The organism is Methylorubrum rhodinum, from assembly GCF_014199935.1.
Taxonomy (GTDB): domain Bacteria; phylum Pseudomonadota; class Alphaproteobacteria; order Rhizobiales; family Beijerinckiaceae; genus Methylobacterium; species Methylobacterium rhodinum.
On sequence record NZ_JACHOP010000013.1, the window covers coordinates 75,315 to 93,100 of the forward strand.

At 68.8% G+C, this 17,786-nt stretch carries 12 protein-coding genes; 4 read left to right on the forward strand and 8 right to left on the reverse strand.

Annotated elements, in window-relative coordinates; all coding sequences use genetic code 11:
- Window positions 1-402: 402 nt before the first annotated feature.
- From HNR00_RS15340 to glgX, 6 genes are all read right to left on the reverse strand, one after another.
- Window positions 403-1,218 (reverse strand): universal stress protein, encoded by an 816-nt coding sequence (locus HNR00_RS15340; protein WP_183570805.1) that lies wholly within the window; start codon window positions 1,216-1,218, stop codon window positions 403-405.
- A 614-nt stretch (window positions 1,219-1,832) separates the two neighbouring features.
- The gene (tnpC, locus tag HNR00_RS15345) at window positions 1,833-3,389 is read right to left on the reverse strand and encodes an IS66 family transposase (protein ID WP_183570807.1); all 1,557 of its coding nucleotides are present in this window, start codon (window positions 3,387-3,389) and stop codon (window positions 1,833-1,835) included.
- A gap of 74 nt (window positions 3,390-3,463) precedes the next feature.
- On the reverse strand, window positions 3,464-3,811 hold the full coding sequence (gene tnpB / locus HNR00_RS15350) for an IS66 family insertion sequence element accessory protein TnpB (RefSeq protein WP_183570809.1): 348 nt from the start codon (window positions 3,809-3,811) through the stop codon (window positions 3,464-3,466).
- Window positions 3,808-4,179, reverse strand: a complete 372-nt coding sequence (tnpA, locus tag HNR00_RS15355) for an IS66-like element accessory protein TnpA (RefSeq protein WP_183570811.1) — start codon at window positions 4,177-4,179, stop codon at window positions 3,808-3,810. The genes tnpB and tnpA overlap by 4 nt, the downstream gene beginning before the upstream one ends.
- 193 nt (window positions 4,180-4,372) lie before the next feature.
- Window positions 4,373-5,674 (reverse strand): cation:proton antiporter, encoded by a 1,302-nt coding sequence (locus tag HNR00_RS15360; RefSeq protein WP_183570813.1) that lies wholly within the window; start codon window positions 5,672-5,674, stop codon window positions 4,373-4,375.
- An 846-nt stretch (window positions 5,675-6,520) separates the two neighbouring features.
- On the reverse strand, window positions 6,521-8,623 hold the full coding sequence (glgX, locus tag HNR00_RS15365; RefSeq protein WP_183570815.1) for a glycogen debranching protein GlgX: 2,103 nt from the start codon (window positions 8,621-8,623) through the stop codon (window positions 6,521-6,523).
- A gap of 353 nt (window positions 8,624-8,976) precedes the next feature.
- Here glgX and HNR00_RS15370 point away from each other — a divergent pair, with 353 nt between their 5' ends.
- Complete coding sequence (locus HNR00_RS15370) at window positions 8,977-11,391, forward strand: MASE4 domain-containing protein (protein ID WP_183570829.1); 2,415 nt, start codon at window positions 8,977-8,979, stop codon at window positions 11,389-11,391.
- 358 nt (window positions 11,392-11,749) lie between these two features.
- On the forward strand, window positions 11,750-11,920 hold the full coding sequence (locus HNR00_RS15375) for a hypothetical protein (RefSeq protein WP_183570831.1): 171 nt from the start codon (window positions 11,750-11,752) through the stop codon (window positions 11,918-11,920).
- A gap of 455 nt (window positions 11,921-12,375) precedes the next feature.
- Here the strand turns inward: HNR00_RS15375 and HNR00_RS15380 are convergent, their stop codons facing one another.
- Window positions 12,376-12,621: a hypothetical protein gene (locus tag HNR00_RS15380; protein ID WP_183570833.1), complete on the reverse strand. Its 246-nt coding sequence runs from the start codon at window positions 12,619-12,621 to the stop codon at window positions 12,376-12,378.
- Window positions 12,622-12,858: 237 nt separating this feature from the next.
- Between HNR00_RS15380 and HNR00_RS15385 the strand changes: the two genes are divergently transcribed.
- Both HNR00_RS15385 and HNR00_RS15390 read left to right on the forward strand, forming a co-directional pair.
- Window positions 12,859-14,382 carry a sensor domain-containing diguanylate cyclase gene (locus HNR00_RS15385; RefSeq protein WP_183570835.1) on the forward strand — a complete coding sequence of 508 codons (1,524 nt, stop codon included), beginning with the start codon at window positions 12,859-12,861 and terminating at the stop codon, window positions 14,380-14,382.
- A gap of 134 nt (window positions 14,383-14,516) precedes the next feature.
- Window positions 14,517-16,745, forward strand: coding sequence for a CHASE3 domain-containing protein (locus HNR00_RS15390; protein WP_183570837.1), 2,229 nt, complete (start codon window positions 14,517-14,519; stop codon window positions 16,743-16,745).
- 4 nt (window positions 16,746-16,749) lie between these two features.
- On the opposite strand, the gene HNR00_RS15395 is transcribed toward HNR00_RS15390, so the two are convergent.
- The gene (locus HNR00_RS15395) at window positions 16,750-17,754 is read right to left on the reverse strand and encodes an HWE histidine kinase domain-containing protein (RefSeq protein WP_183570839.1); all 1,005 of its coding nucleotides are present in this window, start codon (window positions 17,752-17,754) and stop codon (window positions 16,750-16,752) included.
- Window positions 17,755-17,786 lie beyond the last annotated feature (32 nt).

Sequence of the window (17,786 nt, forward strand, 5' to 3'; positions counted from 1 at the left end):
ATGCCCTCATTCTTTTCGGTTTTCGAGATTTACTGGTTCATCTGCTGCAAGGTCAGTGCCTCGTAGGTGCGTATCGGAGCGCTCCTGAAGGTCGCGAAAGTCATGCAAAGCAGCGCTATGACGGTCACTGCAAGCAACACTCTTGGAACGGTCATCGCTGAATAATGTCTGCGAGTTGGCTTTTGTAGCCGCTCGCCTTTGCAAGGCGGGCGGCCGTCGCGTTTCCTCTCCCAGACGTTCTGAGGGCTCGGGACCTGTCGTCCTCGTTCGGCTCGCCTCTTCGGGAACCGTTTGCCGTGCCCTCCTCGGCAAACCCGCGTTTTTCGGTTCGGGTGCTCGCCATTTTGTCATGGCGGCCACTCCGACGCCTCATGCCATCGATCCGGCCGATCTTGATGGCGGCTAATGGCTGTACAAGCATGACGTGCGAAGCGACGTGAGAAGCTCGTAGGTCAAGCTGCCGAACACCAGCTCACGCATCTTCGAGTGCCCGTAGGCGCCTGCTACGACGAGATCTGCCGCCTCATCGCGAGCGAACCCGGTCACCGTTTCGGGGACATGGGTCGTCTCCGGCAACTCGGCTCTCTCGCATGGAATGTCATGGCTTTTGAGATATGCCTCTATCGCCTCGGCGTTTGTCGCCGTTTCCGTCGAAGCGACAGTCAGGAGAAGCACACGGTTCGCGCTCTTCAGGAGCGGCATGGCGTCCGTGACCGCCCGCCGAGCCTCACGCGTGTCCTTCCACGCTATGACAGCACACCTCAGGGGCAGATCGTCGAGCTGCGAAGGCGTGATGAGCACGGGGCGGCCCGCGCGCAGGATGATCTCGGCCGGACTCAGTGCCTGAACGATGTCACCCGAGTTGCCATCGTCGAGGCCTCGCGCGACAAGGAGGTCGCAACGCGCGCATTCCGAGATGACGCACCCCAGAGGTTCCCTGTCATACAAGCGCAATTGAGCCTTGCTGTAACCACCAGTCATCTCCTGGAACACCGCTTGTTGTTTGCCGAGTTCTTCCCGTGCGTGGGCGGCAGCTCTCTCGATGATGTGGTTGTCCAAGTACGATCCCTTTCCGTAGATTGAGATCGGCAGGGGATCCTGCGCCGCCACACCGGTTAGCTTCGCATCGAAACGTCTCGCCAAGCTGCAGGCCAAACGTACCCTTGCAGAGGTGCTGCTGCTGGCATCGAGGCTGACCATGATGTTGGAAAGCGTCATGATTGACCTGCCGTGGGGTATGCGACCAGCCATCTTCGGCTGTCATCGGCACCAATGCAGAGCATTGGCCGACGTTAAGTCGCCGCAATCGGAATCGTGTCTCTTCGCGAAACGTGTCTCTTGACGTTTGATAGAGTTAGTTCGATGGCTTGCTGCCAGTCGAATGGATGCCGATGATCTAACTTTCCGATCCCAGGCATCGAGTCCGTGCGAACCCGAGCCTTCGTCAGGGCAACCCCTACACGGGCGCTCGCAAAGGTCGGCGTGGCTTGCCGGCAGCCACGGGGTGCCCCTGCAATCGCCGTGGCGATTTGGATGGTGGTCGGACCCCGGTGACCGTGTGGCGCGGTCCGGAAGGATGCATTCGTCAGCTTGACCGCGTCTTCGCTGTGCAGGCTGAACACCACGCGGGTGCCACCGACGCGCTCCGGCAACTTGTGATGGGGATGAAATAAACGAACAGATGACGCATTCACTTGGCACAGATGGCTCTCCGCCGCGACCGACCAAGGATGAACTGCGGCGTAGCGCCCTTGCGGCAGCCCGCGCCAAGCTCGCGGAACTCCGGCGTGCCGGGCGGATCGGGGGTAAGCGCTCGGTGAGGGGCCGCCTGATCATGCGGCGTGCGCGGCCGGTTGGGCGAGCGTCCAGTTCCAGGGCAGCAGGTCGGCCAGCCGCTTGGCCGGATGATCGGCGATGCGTGTGAGCACGTCGCGCAGGTAGGCTTCGGGATCGAGCCGGTTCAGCTTGGCCGTCTCGATCAGGGTGTAGAAGACGGCCGCGCGCTCGGCCCCGAGGTCGGAACCGGCGAACAGATAGTTCTTGCGCCCGACCGCGACGCCGCGCAGCGCCCGCTCGGCCGCATTGTTGTCGAGCGCGATGCGTCCGTCGTCGAAGGCGCGGGTCAGCGCCGACCAGCGTGCCAGCATGTAACGCAACGCCTTGGCCAGTTCGGATCGACCCGGCAGTTGGGTCAGGCTCCGTTCCGCCCAAACCTTCAACGCCGCCGCCAGCGGCTTCGCGCGGGCCTGCCGTTCACGGGTGCGGGCGTCGGGCGGCTTGCCGTGCAGCTCACGTTCGATCCCGTAGAGCGCGCCGATCCGCGCCAGCGCCTCCGCGGCGAGAGCCGAGCCGGTCGCGGCGTGCACGTCGAAGATCTTGCGCCGCACATGCGCCCAGCAGGCCGCCTCCATCAGCGGGCCGCCCGGTCGGGCCTTCTCGTAGAGCCCGTTGAAGCCGGCATAGCCATCGGCCACCAGCACGCCGGAGAAGCCCGCCAGATGTGCGAGCGGGCGCTCGCCCCGGCGGTCGGGCGAAGCGAAGAACACGGTCGCCGACGGGCGAGCGCCACCGTGGGGGCGCTCGTCGCGCACGTAGGTCCAGAGTCGGCCGGTCCGGGTCTTGCCGCTACCCGGCGCCAGCACCGGGATCGGCGTGTCGTCGCCGTGCAAGACGGCCGAGCCGACGATCACCTCCCGGCGTAGCAGGTCGACCAGCGGCCTCAAGCTGGCCGCGGTGGCGCCGAGCCAGCCCGATAGGGTCGAGGTGGCCAGGTCCACTCCGTCACGGGCGTAGATCTCGGCCTGACGGTAGAGCGGCAGGTGGTCGTCGAACTTCGCCACCGCGATGTGGGCGAGCAGCCCGGGGCCGGCCCGCCCTCGGGGAACGGCGTGGTGGGGTGCGGGCGCCTGTACCACCTGTTCGCAGGCGCGGCAGGCGAAGGCCTCGCGCACGTGGCGCACGACCTTGAAGCGGCCCGGCACGTAGTCGAGGCTCTCGGTCACGTCCTCGCCGATCCGACGCAAGGCCCCGCCGCAGGCTGGGCAGGTGCAGGGGCCGGCATGAACTACGTTCTCGCGCGGCAGGTGCTCGGGCAAGGCGCGCCGGGCCGGCCTGAGGCGTGCAGCCTCCATTGCCTCGGCGATGGCCGGCGTGGGAGCCAAACGTTCGGCTGCGTCGGTCTCCAGCGCCTCGATAGCCAGTTCGAGCTGCTCGACCCGCTCGCCGAGCTTCTCGGAGGAGGCGCCGAACCGCGCCCGCTTCAGCCGGGCCAGTTCGAAGCGCAGCTTCTCGATCAGGGTGTCGGCCTGGACCGCCTCGCGCGACAGGACGACGATCAGACGCTTGAGCGCGTCGACGTCGTCGGGCAGCAGGGCAGGATCGATAGCCACACCAACAGCTTAAGCCGTGCCGAGGGGGCTCGCCACATCCATGCGCCCGGATGCTGCCGCCTCGGTAGTCTGCCTCAGCCGGCGATCCTCGGCCGGTCGGTGCGCAGCGGCGCGCGCCAGTCGATGCCCTCCAGCAGCATGGCGAGCTGGGCCGGCGTCAGCGCCGCCGCGGCCCCGGCGGTGGCCGGCCAGACGAAGCGGCCCTTCTCCAGGCGCTTGGCGAACAGGCACAGGCCCTGGCCGTCCCACCACAGCACCTTGATCAGGTGCCCCTGCCGACCGCGGAACACGAAGGCCTGCCCCGAGAACGGATCGCGGGCCAGATGGTCCTGCACCAGTGCGGCCAAACCGTCGAAGCCCTTGCGCATATCGGTGTGTCCGGTGGCCAGCCAGACGCGCGAGCCGGACGGGACCGGGATCATCGACCCAGCAGCGTCGCGATCACGCCCTGCAGTAGCGACAGGTCCGCACCGGCCTCGGCTCGCAGCCGGTGACCGCCGGCCAGCTCGATCTCGACGACGCCCGACCCGGTCGGCCTCTCGGCGGTCGCAGCGGCGGGAGGCGGCAGGGCGAGCGGGACGAAGGTCGGCGGGGCGGAGGCCGTCCGGGCCTGCTGCTCGGCCAGCACGGCGCGCCGCCAGCGGAACAGCAGGCTGGAATGCAAGCCGTGTCGGCGCGCTGTCGCCGAGGCGGTCGTGGCGGGATCGTCCGCCTCGGCCAGAATGGCCCGCTTCTGCTCGGGCGACCAGCTTCGGCGCGTGCCGGCGACGATGATGTGAGGGGCGGTCATAGGTCCAGACACAGGGCCGATACAGCGCCATCCGACGCCAGGTCCTGTATCCAGAGCGGAGCGCTACCCGCACAAGGCGGCCGTCACCGAGCGCTTACGATCGGGGACGAAGCTGCCGAGACCGTCGAGGGCGAGCTCCGGCGCATCGAACTGCGAGCCTTCCTTGGCAAGCTCTACCCGCGGCGGTTTCGCCCTAGCTCCGACGAGAGCCCGAGGTGACGAACGACGGCAGAGGCAGGCTGAGCTGCGCACTCTCGGTATCACGTCCGCTGTGGCGGTCGAGGAAGCGCAGCACCGGCGTGACCGTCACGCCGTGCATGAGGACCGAGACGAGGATGGTGAGCGCGGCCGCGCTCCACAGTACCTCGGCCTTCTCGAACCCGGCGTGGCTTAGCCCGTAGGCCAGGTAGTAGATCGTGCCGAGCCCGCGGATGCCGAAGAAGCTGATGACCGCCCGCTCGCTCGCCGGCCGCCCAGACCCGATGAGGCTGAGCCAGCCGCAAACCGGCCGCACCACGAACAAGGCCAAGGCCGCGAACGCCACAGCGCTCCAACTAAGGCCGGCGAGAAGGCCGCCACCGACCAGGGCGGCCCCTAGGCCGACGAGCAGCACCATCATCAGGAGGCGCTCCAGCTCTTCGGCGTAGTCATGCATCTTGTGGTGATAGTCGTGCCCGCGATGGGCGGAGCGGAAGGCCAGGGCAGTTACGAAGACGCCAACGAAGCCGTAGCCATGGGCCATCTCGACGGCCGCATAGGTCAGGCAGGTGATGCCAAGCGCGACCAAGCCATCGCCGGTTCGGGACAGCCTAGCGTGGTTGGGCAGGTGAAAGGTGACCCAGCCGATCCCTCGGCCAATCAGTGCACCCAAAGCAACGCCGACTGCGATTTTCCACGTCACCGCGACCGTCAGCCACTCGGCGAATGCCCAGAAGCCGAACGCCTCCGCCGCGGCCAGTGCGATGGCGAGGTGAACGAACGGGAAGGCCAGCCCGTCGTTCAGGCCGGCCTCGGAGGTGAGGGCAAAGCGCATCTCATCCTCTTGTCCTTGCAGCGGGGGGCCGACCTGTACGTCCGAGGCGAGCACCGGGTCGGTCGGGGCAAGCGCCGCCGCGAGGAGGATAGCCGAGGCCGCACCGAGCCCGAGCAGCACGCAGGCGAGTGCTGCCAGGGCGAGGACGGTCAGCGGCATGGCTATGCCGAGCAGGCGCCAGGTGACGATCCAACGGCGCCAGCCGACCGCGCGGTCGAGCTTGAGCCCGGCACCCATGAGCGAGACGATGACCACGAATTCGCTTAGGCGCTCGACGAGGTGGATGTGCTCGCGTGGGTGGAAGGCGATGTCGGAGACCGCCGGGATCGTCGTCAAAGCAGCGCCGATTCCGACGCAGACGATGGGAAGGGAGAGCGGCAATTGCCGCAGCACCATCGGCAGCCAAGCGGTGAGAAGGACTAGCGCGCCGAAGCCGCCAAAGACGATGACGTAGGTATCCATCGAGGGCGAACCGTCCTGCGTCCGGCTCGTTCCTGGCTGATGCCAGCCGGTCCGAAATCAAACCCCGCTGATTGAGATACGGCCCCGGTTAGTTGCCGTTCCACTCGTCCGTCGAACGGCTCCTAATGGGCAAACTTCTCCGGCGCATCTCACGGCCCGTGAGAGGAATTCCATAGGCCGCAGGCTGAGAGGTAATCAGCCGATCCATCGATACGGCTTATCCGGCATAAGCGCCCTTGACGCCCTCCGCCGTACCCCCCCCGCATGGGGCCTGCGATAAGGTCGAGGACACTAATGTGCCCGGACCTGTTGATGTCGTGGCTGCCGCTTATAGGTCCGCTTCTTCCTATCCAGCGGACTTTTGGGCCGGCAGGCTTGAAGGTCTGCAAGGGGTCAGGAGTTCGCACGCCGCTTGTTCAGCTGTGCGCCATAAGCGGCCTTTCGAACAGAGGCGCTGGAATGACCGCTTGGCTTCCAAGAACTGCCATTAGCATGGAATGGCATGTCCGGGCGGCCACAACATCCTCTCCGTGAAGGCGGCGACCCTGTCCTGCCGGGCCGGTCGGGCAAGACCCGGGCGTCGGTATCCACACCTGGCATCGGCCACGGCGGCCAAGCCGCTCGCGCGCAAGGTATCGGGTAGCGCTAGCCGATACGCGACCGCGGGGTCGCGGGGCCCTCCCGCAGCGCCCGCCCAGTATCCCGCGGGCATGATCCCCGCATCCTCCGAAGCGTCCGAGTTCACCTTCCTCCTCATCACCGACGCGCTGATCGCACTCGGACCTCCGACGCCATTTCCGTGAGCCAATTGTCCGGGGAAGCGAGGCATACGCCTCCCCGAACGGTTCAACGGTCCATGAGGAACAGCAGCAACGAGCGTCCCGTGACCTCGTAGGCGTCGCCGGCCCTGAACGTCGTCTCCGAACCGTCGTCGGGAGCGTTGGTGTCGACGAGCAGACGCCATCCAGAGCCTTCCGGCGGCTCGGGCAGGATGAAACCGACCATGTCCTGCCAAGTGTTCAGGACCAGGAGCATCGTCGCGTCGTCGCCGCGCTTGCGCACGCCACTGGCCTGGGCACGCCCGTCCATGAGCATCCCGAAACACTTCGTCGACGCGTCCGCCCAGGCCTCGCCGTCGAGCTCCGAGCCGTTGGCGTTGACCCAGGTGACCGCCTTCACCCCGGTCTCCGGGTTGACCTCGGCGGTGAGGAAGCGGCCGTGGCGCAGGATCGGGTACTTGTGGCGCAGCCCGGTCAGCTTCCGAGTGAACCGGACGAGCGCCTCGCCCTTGTCCTGCAGGTCCCAGTGCAGCCAAGAGATCTCGCTGTCCTGGCAATAGGCGTTGTTGTTGCCGCCCTGGGTGCGCCCGAACTCGTCGCCCGCGAGGATCATGGGCGTGCCCTGGGACAGCAGCAGGGTGGCCAGCATGTTCCGGATCTGGCGCGCCCTCAGGGCATTGATGCCCTCGTCCTCGGTCGGCCCCTCGGTCCCGCAGTTCCAGGACCGGTTGTCGGAGCTGCCGTCCTTGTTGTCCTCGTTGTTCGCCTCGTTGTGCTTCTCGTTGTAGGTGACGGTGTCGTTGAGCGTGAAGCCGTCATGCGCGGTGACGAAGTTCACGCAGGAGTACGCCCGCCGGCCGCTGTGATTGAAGCTGTCCGGCGAACCCAGCAGCCGTGGCGCAAGCGCCGTGACCGGACCCTCGCCGCGCCACGCGTCCCTGACCTCGTCGCGGAACTTGTCCGTCCATTCCGCCCAACCCGGAGGGAAGCTGCCGACCTGGTAGCCGCCCGGACCGATGTCCCATGGCTCGGCGACGAGCTTGACGGTGCCCAGGAGCGGATCCTGCCCGACCGCCTTCAGGAACCCGCTCTGGCTGTCGAAACCGTCCGGCTCGCGGGCCAGGATCGTCCCGAGGTCGAAGCGGAAGCCGTCCACGTGCATCTCGCCGACCCAGTAGCGCAGGCTATCCGTCACCATCTGGATGACGCGCGGGTGCGAGAGGTTGACGGTGTTCCCGGTGCCGGTGTCGTTGACGTAGTACCGCTTCCGGTCCGGCAGCAGGCGGTAGTAGCTGGCGTTGTCGATGCCCTTGAACGACAGCGTCGGGCCGCGCTCGTTGCCCTCGGCGGTGTGGTTGTAGACCACGTCCAGGATGACCTCCAAGCCGGCCTCGTGGAAGCGGGCGACCATCTCCTTGAACTCGCGTAGGCTGTTGGGCACGTCGGCGGCGTAGCGAGGGTCCGGCGCGAAGAAGCCGATGGTGTTGTAGCCCCAGTAGTTCGCCAGGCCCTTCTCTTCGAGCTGGCTGTCGTCGACGAAGGTGTGGACCGGAAGGAGCTCCACCGACGTCACGCCCAGGCCCTTGATGTAGTCCGCCACCGCCTTCTGCCCGAGGCCGGCGTAGGTGCCGCGCAGCGCCTCCGGCACGTCGGGATTGAGCTTCGTGAAGCCCTTGACGTGGGTCTCGTAGAAGATGGTGTCGTCCCACGGGACCGGCCGGCGCCCGGGCTCGCCGGCCCAGTCGAAGCTCGGATCGACGATGACGCATTTCGGCACGAACGGGGCGCTGTCGCGCTCGTCGAACGTGGTGTCGTCGCCGCTTTCCATGACGTAGCCGAACACGGCCGGATTCCAGGTCAGCTTGCCGGAATGGGCGCGGGCGTAGGGGTCGAGCAGGAGCTTGTTGGGGTTGAACCGGTGGCCGTTCTCCGGCTCGTACGGACCGTGCACGCGGTACCCGTAGAACTGTCCCGGCCCGACATCGGGCAGGTACCCGTGGAAGACTTGGTCGGTGTACTCGAGCAGCTCGATGCGCGCCGTCTCGGAGCCCGCGGCGTCGAACAGGCAGACCTCGACCTTGGTGGCGTTGGCTGAGAACAGGGCGAAGTTGGTGCCGTCGCCGTCCCAGTGCGCGCCGCGCGGGTGGGGCAGGCCTTCTCTGACGTTCATGTCTCGGTGATCCATCGACGGCCCAAGCGCGGGTCCAGCGATGGTAATGCCGGCCGAGGGCATCGGTGCCCGCGCCCAGTCGAATTGCTCGGACACGGCGCTCGGAACCATGGCCCGCCCGCGACCGGCGGGACCACGATGCGAGGCTGTCGCTCCGCTCAAGGGCGTGAAGCCTGTCCCTGCCTATGAGGAGGTTGTCTCAGGCATGAGGCCGCAGGCGCGGACCAAGTCCCAGGGCTGTCCGGCGCATGGCACCACCGTCAAGCCCATGCTACGCTTAGGCTTCGCGAACAGCTTGCCGGACCTTGCCGGACACGGCCGGACGGCGCTTCGTTACGGGGCACACGACGCTCATGGTCGACAAGGAGCCGAAGCTCGCGACCCTTGCGACCGCGCGGCCCGGTAGGACCCAGCGCCTCGCCGCCGCCGCCGTCAGCCTTGCCTTCGGCGCCGTCACCCTGGCCCTCGCGCCCATCGTCAGTCGGCAGACGCCGCCGATGCCGGCCTTCGTGCCTGTGTACCAGTCGGCGCTGACCGTGGTCTACGCACTGACGACCTACCTGTTCTTCGCCCAGTACCGCCGCACCCGCTCGGTGCCGCTGCTCGTGCTCGGAGCCGGCAGCCTCTACGTGACGCTGGTCGTCCTGCTCCAGCTGCTCTCGTTCCCCAACGTCCTCGTGCAGGGGCGCCTGATCGGCAATGGCCCCGATACCACGACCTGGCTCTGGACCTTCTGGCACCTCGGGCCGCCGCTCTTCGCGCTGCCCTACGCGATCATGGAGGGCGACGGACGCAGCCGTTCCGTCAGGCCGGAATGGGTTTCCCGGGTCGGGTGGCTGGCCGCGGCGGGCGTGGCCGCGGCGGTCGCGCTCGTCGGCCTCGCCGTGACCCGCTACGTCCACCTCCTGCCGAAAAGCGTCGAAGGCGACGACTACTGGCTCGTCACCACCACCGGCATCGGCCCCATGATCGTGGCCTTGTCGGTGGCGGCCCTCGTCGTCCTGTGTTGGACGACGCGGCTCCGCACCGTGCTGCAACTCTGGCTCGCCGTCTCGCTGCTGCTCCTCGTCTTCAACAATATGGTCACCCTGCCCGGCGCCGCGCGCGGCACGGTCGGCTGGTTCGCCGGGCGCATGGAGGCGCTGTTCGCCGGCCTGATCCTGCTCGGGGTCTACCTGCGCGAGGTCGACTTCCTCTACGCCCGGGCCGAGTCCGCCGCCGACGAGCGCGAGGCGCGCCGGGCCGAGCTGCAACTCGCGCGTGACAGCCTCGCCCTGGCCCTGGAAGCCGCCGAGATGGGCGACTGGGACCTCGACCTGCGCACGGGCGCGTCCAGGCGCAACCCGCGCCACGACGCGATCTTCGGCTACGACCGGCCCGTCGCGACGTGGGACGTCGAGACGTTCCTCCGACACGTCCTCCCCGAGGACCGGGCGATGGCGCGCGCCGCGCTTGAGGGCGCGGACCGAGCGGACCGAGTCGACCTGCACTGCCGCATCCGGCGCGCCGACGGGGCGACGCGCTGGGTCGCGCTGCGCGGCAAGGCGTACCTCGACGAGGCCGGCAAGGCCGTCGCGATGGCCGGCGTCGTGATGGACACGACGCGCCAACACGAGGCCGAGGACCGGCTGAACCAAGCCCAGAAGATGGAGGCCATCGGCCAGTTGACCGGCGGCGTGGCGCACGACTTCAACAACCTGCTCACCATCATCGTTGGCAACCTCGACATGATCGTGCGCAAGCCCGACAATGCCCAGCGTGTGGAGCGGCTGGCGACGTCCGCGATGACGGCGGCCAAGCGCGGGGCAGAGGTCACCGAGAAGCTGCTCTCCTTCTCGCGCCGGCAAGTGTTGCGGCCCGAGACGGTCAACCCGAACCGTCTGCTAAAGGACTTCGAGAGCCTGCTACGGCGCGCGGTCGGCGAGACCATCGAGGTCCGCCTCGACCTGGACGCGAGCCTCGACCCGGTCCGGCTCGACCCGGGCCAGTTCGAGAGCGCGGTGCTGAACCTCGCCGTCAACGCGCGCGACGCGATGCCCGGCGGCGGCACCCTCACCGTGAAGACCTGCAACGCCCACCTCGACGCCCATGAGATCGCCGACAGGGGCGACCTCAGCCCCGGGGCCTACGTCCTCGTCTCGGTGAAGGACACCGGCCACGGCATGGACGCGGCCACGATGGCGCGCGCCTTCGAGCCGTTCTTCACGACCAAGGACGTCGGCAAGGGCACCGGGCTCGGGTTGAGCCAGGTGTACGGCTTCGTGCGGCAGGCCGGCGGGCACGCGCAGATCAAGAGCGAGCCCGGCCAGGGCACGAGCGTGGAGCTCTACCTGTCGCGCGGCGTCGGACAGGCGGTGGAAAGCCGGCCGGAAGGGCCGCTGCCGCAACGCCGCGCCGCTGCCGGCGAGGTCGTTTTGGTGGTCGAGGACGAACCGGCGGTGCTGGAGATGGCGGTCGAGAGCCTGGGCGAGCTCGGCTACCGCACGCTGACCGCCACCCAGGCGTCCGAGGCGCTCGACCGCCTGCAGGGCCCGGAGCGGATCGACATCCTGTTCTCGGACGTGGTCATGCCCGGCGGCATGAACGGCGTGCAGCTCTCAGTCGAGGCGCGACGCCTGCGCCCCGGCCTGCGGGTGCTGCTAACCTCCGGCTACACCGGCACCGCCCTCGACGACCAGAGCGTCCCCGCCGACCTGCCGCTGCTCAGCAAGCTCTACCAGCGCGAGGAGCTCGCGACCAAGATGCGCCTCGTCCTGGGCCGCGCCTGATCCTCGTCCGACCCGGGACGCGCGGGGACGTTCGGGATAGGGATAGGTCAGAATGGGGGCCTCCGGCGTCTCCTTTGCCGCTCGTGACGCGGGTCGATGCTTCCCGTCGCCTCCACCGCGACGACACGAAGGCGCGGACCTCACAGACCCGTTCGTAGCGGCGGTGCGCGCCATGCGCATGCCGATGACCGTCATGGAGCCGCCTGCGGCTGGCTACCGTCGGTTTGTGTCATCGCGCCCACGATCCGCCAACGGGCGCCCCGGCCGCCATTGCACTCGATGCGGAGCGCCGCCCGGAGGAGGCCCCGCTCGATGAGTGTGCGGGACGGCGCCACACCCTGCGCACGGCCGGCCCTACGTGGACGACGTGCTCGTCGACCTGGCGCCGTGGAGCGTCGAGCGCTTCCCTTACACCGTGGCGGGCTCGCGCGCCCTCAGGGACCGCCTCGTGGAGACGGGCATGGCCGTCGCGGGCGCGGACGAGGAGGCATGGGCGGCGTGGGAGGAGCGCGTCGTTCGGCTCGGCTAGAACCTCGACGACGTGGAGGCTCGCCTTGAGGCGGCTCCCCTGATCGACCCGCCGGACGTGGCCCTCTCAGGCGTCCCGGTCGGTTGAGGGTCGGACGGGAGAACGGGACGCGCGGCCCGTGGTCGGCACGCCTCGACCCGAACGGTCGGGGGGCCGCGTTCCCGTGCGGCGCCCTGCCGACGGGATGCCTTGTCGTTCCAAGAGGTTCCGGACGTCCGGGAAATGCCTGCCCCGGGGTTCCACCTCGGTCACCCGTTGGTCCATGCACAGAGGCGCGCCGCAAGCCGGCATGACGGCGCGCAGCACCTCGACGCCGTCCTCGGCGTCCGCCAAGGTCGCGAACCCCCGACGGCGGAAGACCTTGCCCGGGTGGAGGACGACGATGACGTCGAAGCGCCCGTCCGGCCGGTCCGCGATGCGGTAGCTCACGCGCCTCGCCAACGTCCGGGTTCCGGTCATGCGGTCAGCCGTCGCGTGTTGTCGGCGACCAACTCGCGGTAGCGGGCCACGACCTGGTCGTGCGAGCCGCCGGCCATCACGGTATTGGTCGCCTCCATCGCGGCCACGACCTTCTCGCCGACCATCGAGATCATCTCGGACCGGGCATCGGCCCCGCCCCAGGCGATGCGCACCAGCCGCAACTCAATGACCCTCTGCGCCTCCAGGGCGAGCAGGAACGCGGCGCAGAAGGGGTTGAACATCGGGGTCTCCGGCCAGGACGGTGGGACGTACAACGCTACTGGCCCAGCCTAGGTCCCGGCAGATGGCTACGCAGCTCCGGTCGCGCGGCGGTCGTCGACGAGGATCCTCCGATCCGCCTCAACGCGGCGTTAGGCACGACATCGTTGAAGGAACAGGGATAAGGTCTTCGCTAAATGGCTGGTTAGGCCTCAGGCGCCAGAAACCAAGCAACGACAACGCTTGGGGGGAACTCGCCAATGGTCCTGCCGCGCCGCCTGCCGCCCGCCTTCCGCTCCGGTCGCAACTGGGTCGCGCTGAGCATCCTGGCGCCGCTCGGCATGCTCGCCATGTGCGGGCTGATGCTGCTCGACCTGCGTCGCGACGCCTGGGACAAGGCCGAGCAGACATCGAAGAACCTCTTGCAGGTCATCGAGCGCGACATCGCCCGCAACGTCGAAATCATCGACCTGTCGCTGCAGGCGGTGGTCGACAACCTGCGCGCGCCCGAGACCTTGGCGGCGAGTCCGCGGGCGCGCCAGATGATCCTGTTCGACCGCGCCGCCACCGCGAGGGACCTGGGCGTTATGCTTGTCCTCGACGAGAACGGCGACAGCATCCTCGACGCCGCCACGCTGCCGGCACGCAAGGTCAACAACGCCGACCGCGAATACTTCCAGGCGCACAAGGCACGCTCGGACCTCGGGCTCTACATCAGCAAGCCCCTCGTCTCGCGCCTGACGGGCGCGCCCATCGTCGTGCTGAGCCGCCGCATCGACAAGCCCGACGGGTCCTTCGGCGGCGTGGTGCTCGGCAGCCTCAAGCTCAGCTATTTCAGCCGGCTGTTCGACCGGATCGGCCTCGGCCAGGACGGCGGGATCAACCTCTACCTGCGGGAAGGCACCCGTGTCGTACGCCATCCCTACGCCGAGGCCGACATCGGCGTGAACATTGCCGGCACGCCCAACTTCGACCGGTTCGTGCGCGAAGGCAGCGGAACCTTCGTCGGCACCTCGGTGCGCGACGGGGTCGAGCGGCACTACGCCTTCACCCAGGTCAGCACGTTCCCGCTCATCCTCAACGTCGCCCTCTCGACCCGCGAGATCGAGGCCGAGTGGCGCTTGAAGGCCTTCGGCATCGCCGCGGTGGTACTGGTGCTGTGCGGCCTGACCGTCGCCCTGTCGCTGCTGTTCGGCCGGGAGCTGCGCCGCCGCGCGGAGATGCATGCCGAGATGGCACGTCTCTCGCGCACCGACCCGCTGACCGGGCTGGCGAACCGCCGCCGCTTCGAGCACGCCATCGCCCGCGCCGTGGAGGATGCCCGTCGCACGGGCAAGCCGCTCTCGCTGCTCGTCGTCGATGCCGACCACTTCAAGCGCTGCAACGACACCTACGGCCACGCCGTCGGCGACGAGGTGCTGCGGGGGCTCGCCCGCTGCCTCTCCGCGAGCGTGCACCGGCCCGGCGACCTCGCCTGCCGCGTCGGTGGCGAGGAGTTCGCGGTGCTGCTGCCGGGCACCGACGCGGACGGCGCGCTGAGCGTCGCGCGCGAAGTTCATGAGCAGGTGTCGCGGCTCGCGGTACCCTCGGCCGGCATCGGCGCGGGCGCGGTGACCGTGAGCATCGGTGCCGCGGTGGGCCTTATGGGCGGGACCGACGCCGCGCAGGATCTCTACCGCCGGGCGGACGCGGCGCTCTACGAGGCCAAGGCCGGCGGGCGCAACCAGACCCGTCAGGCGGTCCCGGTCGGTGCGGGTAACGGCGCAGGCAGGGTCGCGGCCTGATCCCCCGATCCCGCGAGGCCTCAACAATCCCGCAATCGCATGTCAGGACGCCGGGAACGGGATGCGAACGCGCACGGGGCCTGGGGCTTCGGCGGCCGAGCTACCAACCAAAGCCCCTCGCAGATCGAACCCCGATGACCCGCTACCTCGTCACGCGCGCCAACCTGCTGGTCTTCGGCGTGCTCGTGGCCATCCTGGCGCTCGTCGGGGCGGTGACGTGGGAGCGGCTCAACGCGTCGCGCGCCGCTCGCGAATGGTCCCAGCACAGCTACCGCGTGCTCGCAGTGACCAAGGACCTCGCCATCGCCCTGCGGGACGCCGAACGCGGCCAGCGCGGCTACCTCCTCACCGGCAGGGACGAGTACCTCGGTCCCTACAACGAGGCCCGCGACCGCATCGGCCTTCTCCGGGGCGAGCTGCAGGTGCTCACCGTGGACAATCCCTCCCAGCAGGGCCGCATCCGGGCTCTGGCGCCCATCGTCCAGCGCAAGCTGGAGGAACTCGCCCAGACCGTACAGGCACGCCGCGACGGCGGGCCGGAGGCCGCGCTGCGCATCGTCAACACCGACGTCGGTCGCAACGACATGCGCGAGGCAGAGGCCGTGGTCGCGTCGATCATGGCCGACGAGCAGCGCCTGCTCGACGAGCGCCTCGCCCAGAACGACGCCCGCGCCAGGTGGGTGCGCTGGATGGTGGTCGGCGGCTCGGCGCTTGCCACCCTGACCCTGCTCTGGGCCGCCCGCCTCCTGAACCAGGCGTGGGCGCGCTCACACAGGACCGAGGCCGAGCAGCGCGACCTGGCGCTCCGTCTGCGCACCACCCTCGACAGCCTGAGCCAGGGCGTCGCGGTGTTCGGGCCGGACCGCAAGCTCGCGAGCTGGAACGCGTGCTTCCAGGTGCTGCTCGACTTGCCCAAGGCCATGCTGCGACCGAACACGACCTACGGCGCCTTCGTCGAGCACACCGCCGAGCCCGGCCGGCCCGCCCTGGAGAGCGAGGACCAGATCCGCCACGGCAGCCGGAATCCGCGCGAGGCCATCACCTATGAGCGCCAGGGCGGCGACGGGCATCACCTGGAGATCCGCCGCACGCCGATGCCGGACGGCGGCTTCGTGCTGACCGTCTCCGACATGACCAAGCGCGCCCAGGCCGAGGCCGTGCTGCGGGAAGCCCAGAAGATGCAGGCCATCGGGCAGTTGACCGGGGGCATCGCGCACGACTTCAACAACCTGCTGCAGGTCATCCTCGGGAACCTGGAGTTCGTCCGGGCCAAGCTCGACGGCGACGCCAAGCTGCAGCATCGGATCGAGCGGGCGTCCTGGGCGGCCCAGCGCGGTGCCACGCTCACCGGGCAACTTCTCGCCTTTGCCCGCAAGCAGCCGCTCGCGCCCGCCGCCATCGACCTCGCCGCGACCATGCCGGACCTGGTCCCGCTGCTGCGGAGAACCCTCGGCGAGCACATGGAGGTGCGGTACGTCGAAACCGCTGGGCTATGGCCGGCGATGGCCGACCCCGCCCAGTTGGAAAGTGCCGTGCTGAACCTCGCGCTGAACGCGCGCGACGCCATGCCCGGCGGGGGGCGGCTGACCATCGAACTCGGCAACAAGGTGCTGGACGAGGAGTATGCACGGCACCACGCCGAGGTCGTGCCCGGCGACTACGCCATGGTGGCGGTCTCCGACACCGGCCACGGCATGACGCCGGAGGTGATGAAGCGTGTCTTCGAGCCGTTCTTCACGACCAAGCCTGACGGCAAGGGCACGGGGCTCGGTCTCGCCATGGTGTTCGGCTTCGTCAAGCAGTCGGGCGGGCACGTGAAGATCTACTCCGAGCCCGGCGAGGGCACGACGGTGAAACTCTACCTGCCGCGCGCGGTCGGCGCGGCTGCGGCCCCCGGTCAGCGCTCCGGCGCGCCGGTCGAGTTGCCGCGTGGGTCGGCAACAGTGCTCGTGGTGGAGGACGAGCCGGCCGTGCGAGAGATCGCCTGCGCCATCCTTTCCGATCTGGGCTACCGGGTGCTGGAGGCCGCGGACGGCGAGGAGGCACTGCGCGTCTTCGGTGCCAACGCCACATCCGTCGAGCTTCTGCTCACCGATGTGGTCCTGCCCGGCAAGGTGCGGGGCCGCGAGCTCGCCGAGCGGGTCCAGGCCATCCGGCCGGAGGTGCGGGTGGTGTTCATGTCGGGCTACACCGAGAATAGCATCGTGCATCACGGACGCCTGGATGACGGGGTGCACCTCATCGGCAAGCCGTTCAAGCGCGAGCAACTCGCCCGGAAGGTCGCCGAGACGCTGGGGACCGATCCCGTGCCGGTCGCCGAGACCGGAAACGTCGTCGCGCTGCGTCCCAGGCCGGAGGCGTAGACGGTCAGGGCGGCCCTGCGGGCAACGGGATGCGTACGGAGACCCGCAACCCGTCAGGGGCGAAATCGACGTCGACCTCGGCGCCCGTCTGGGGGGCCAGCACCTTCTTGAGCAGGCGGTGGCCGAAGCCCTCGCGCGTGGGATGCGCGGCGGGCGGGCCGTCGTGCTCGCTCCAGGTCCAGCGCAAGGCGCGGCCGGCAGGCCCGTCCTCCACCCGCCAAGTCACCTGGAGACGACCGTTCGGGTCGGCGAGCGAACCGTGTTTGAGGGCGTTGGTGGTCAACTCATGCAAGGCCATGCCGACCGGTACGGCGAGCTCGGACGGCAGAACGACCCTCGGTCCGTCCAGGGCAAGGCGTCCCCTCTCGTCGTAAGGGTCGAGCTCCGCCCTCAGCAGAACCTCGAAGGGTGCGGCCTGTGCGAGGTCCTCGGTTATCAGCGCATGGGTGCGCGCCAGCGACCCGATCCGACCGGAGAAGGCGCGCGTGAACTCGGCGACGGTGAGCGAGGAGCGCGCCGTGGCGTTCACCACGGCCTGCACCGTGGCAAGGGTGTTCTTCACCCGGTGGTGGAGTTCTCGCACCATCAGCGCTTGCCGGTCCTCGCCGGCGCGCCGTGAGGTGATGTCGCGCTGGGCCGAGACCCAGTGCGTGATGTGTGCATCGGCATCCTTCACCGGGGTGATCAGCCACTCTACCGTGTAGGTCGAGCCGTCCTTGCGGTAGTTCACCGCCTCGGCCTGGAACGCCTCGCCGGCGGCGAGTGCCTCCCGCATGCGGTCGAGGACGGCGCGGTCCGTCCCCGGCCCCTGCAACAGACGTGGCGTGCGACCGACGACCTCGTGCGCCTCGTAGCCGGTCATGTGGGTGAAGGCCGTGTTGACGTACTCGATGCGCGGGCCCGGCTCGTCGAGATCGGCGGACGTGATCATGATGGCCTCGCCGGACGCTTCGACGGCGGCGCGCAGCAGCCTCAGGTCTGCGGTCCCCTTACCAGTATCGTCCCGCACGGCCCACCCGTCCTCCAGGATCAGCCGTCGTC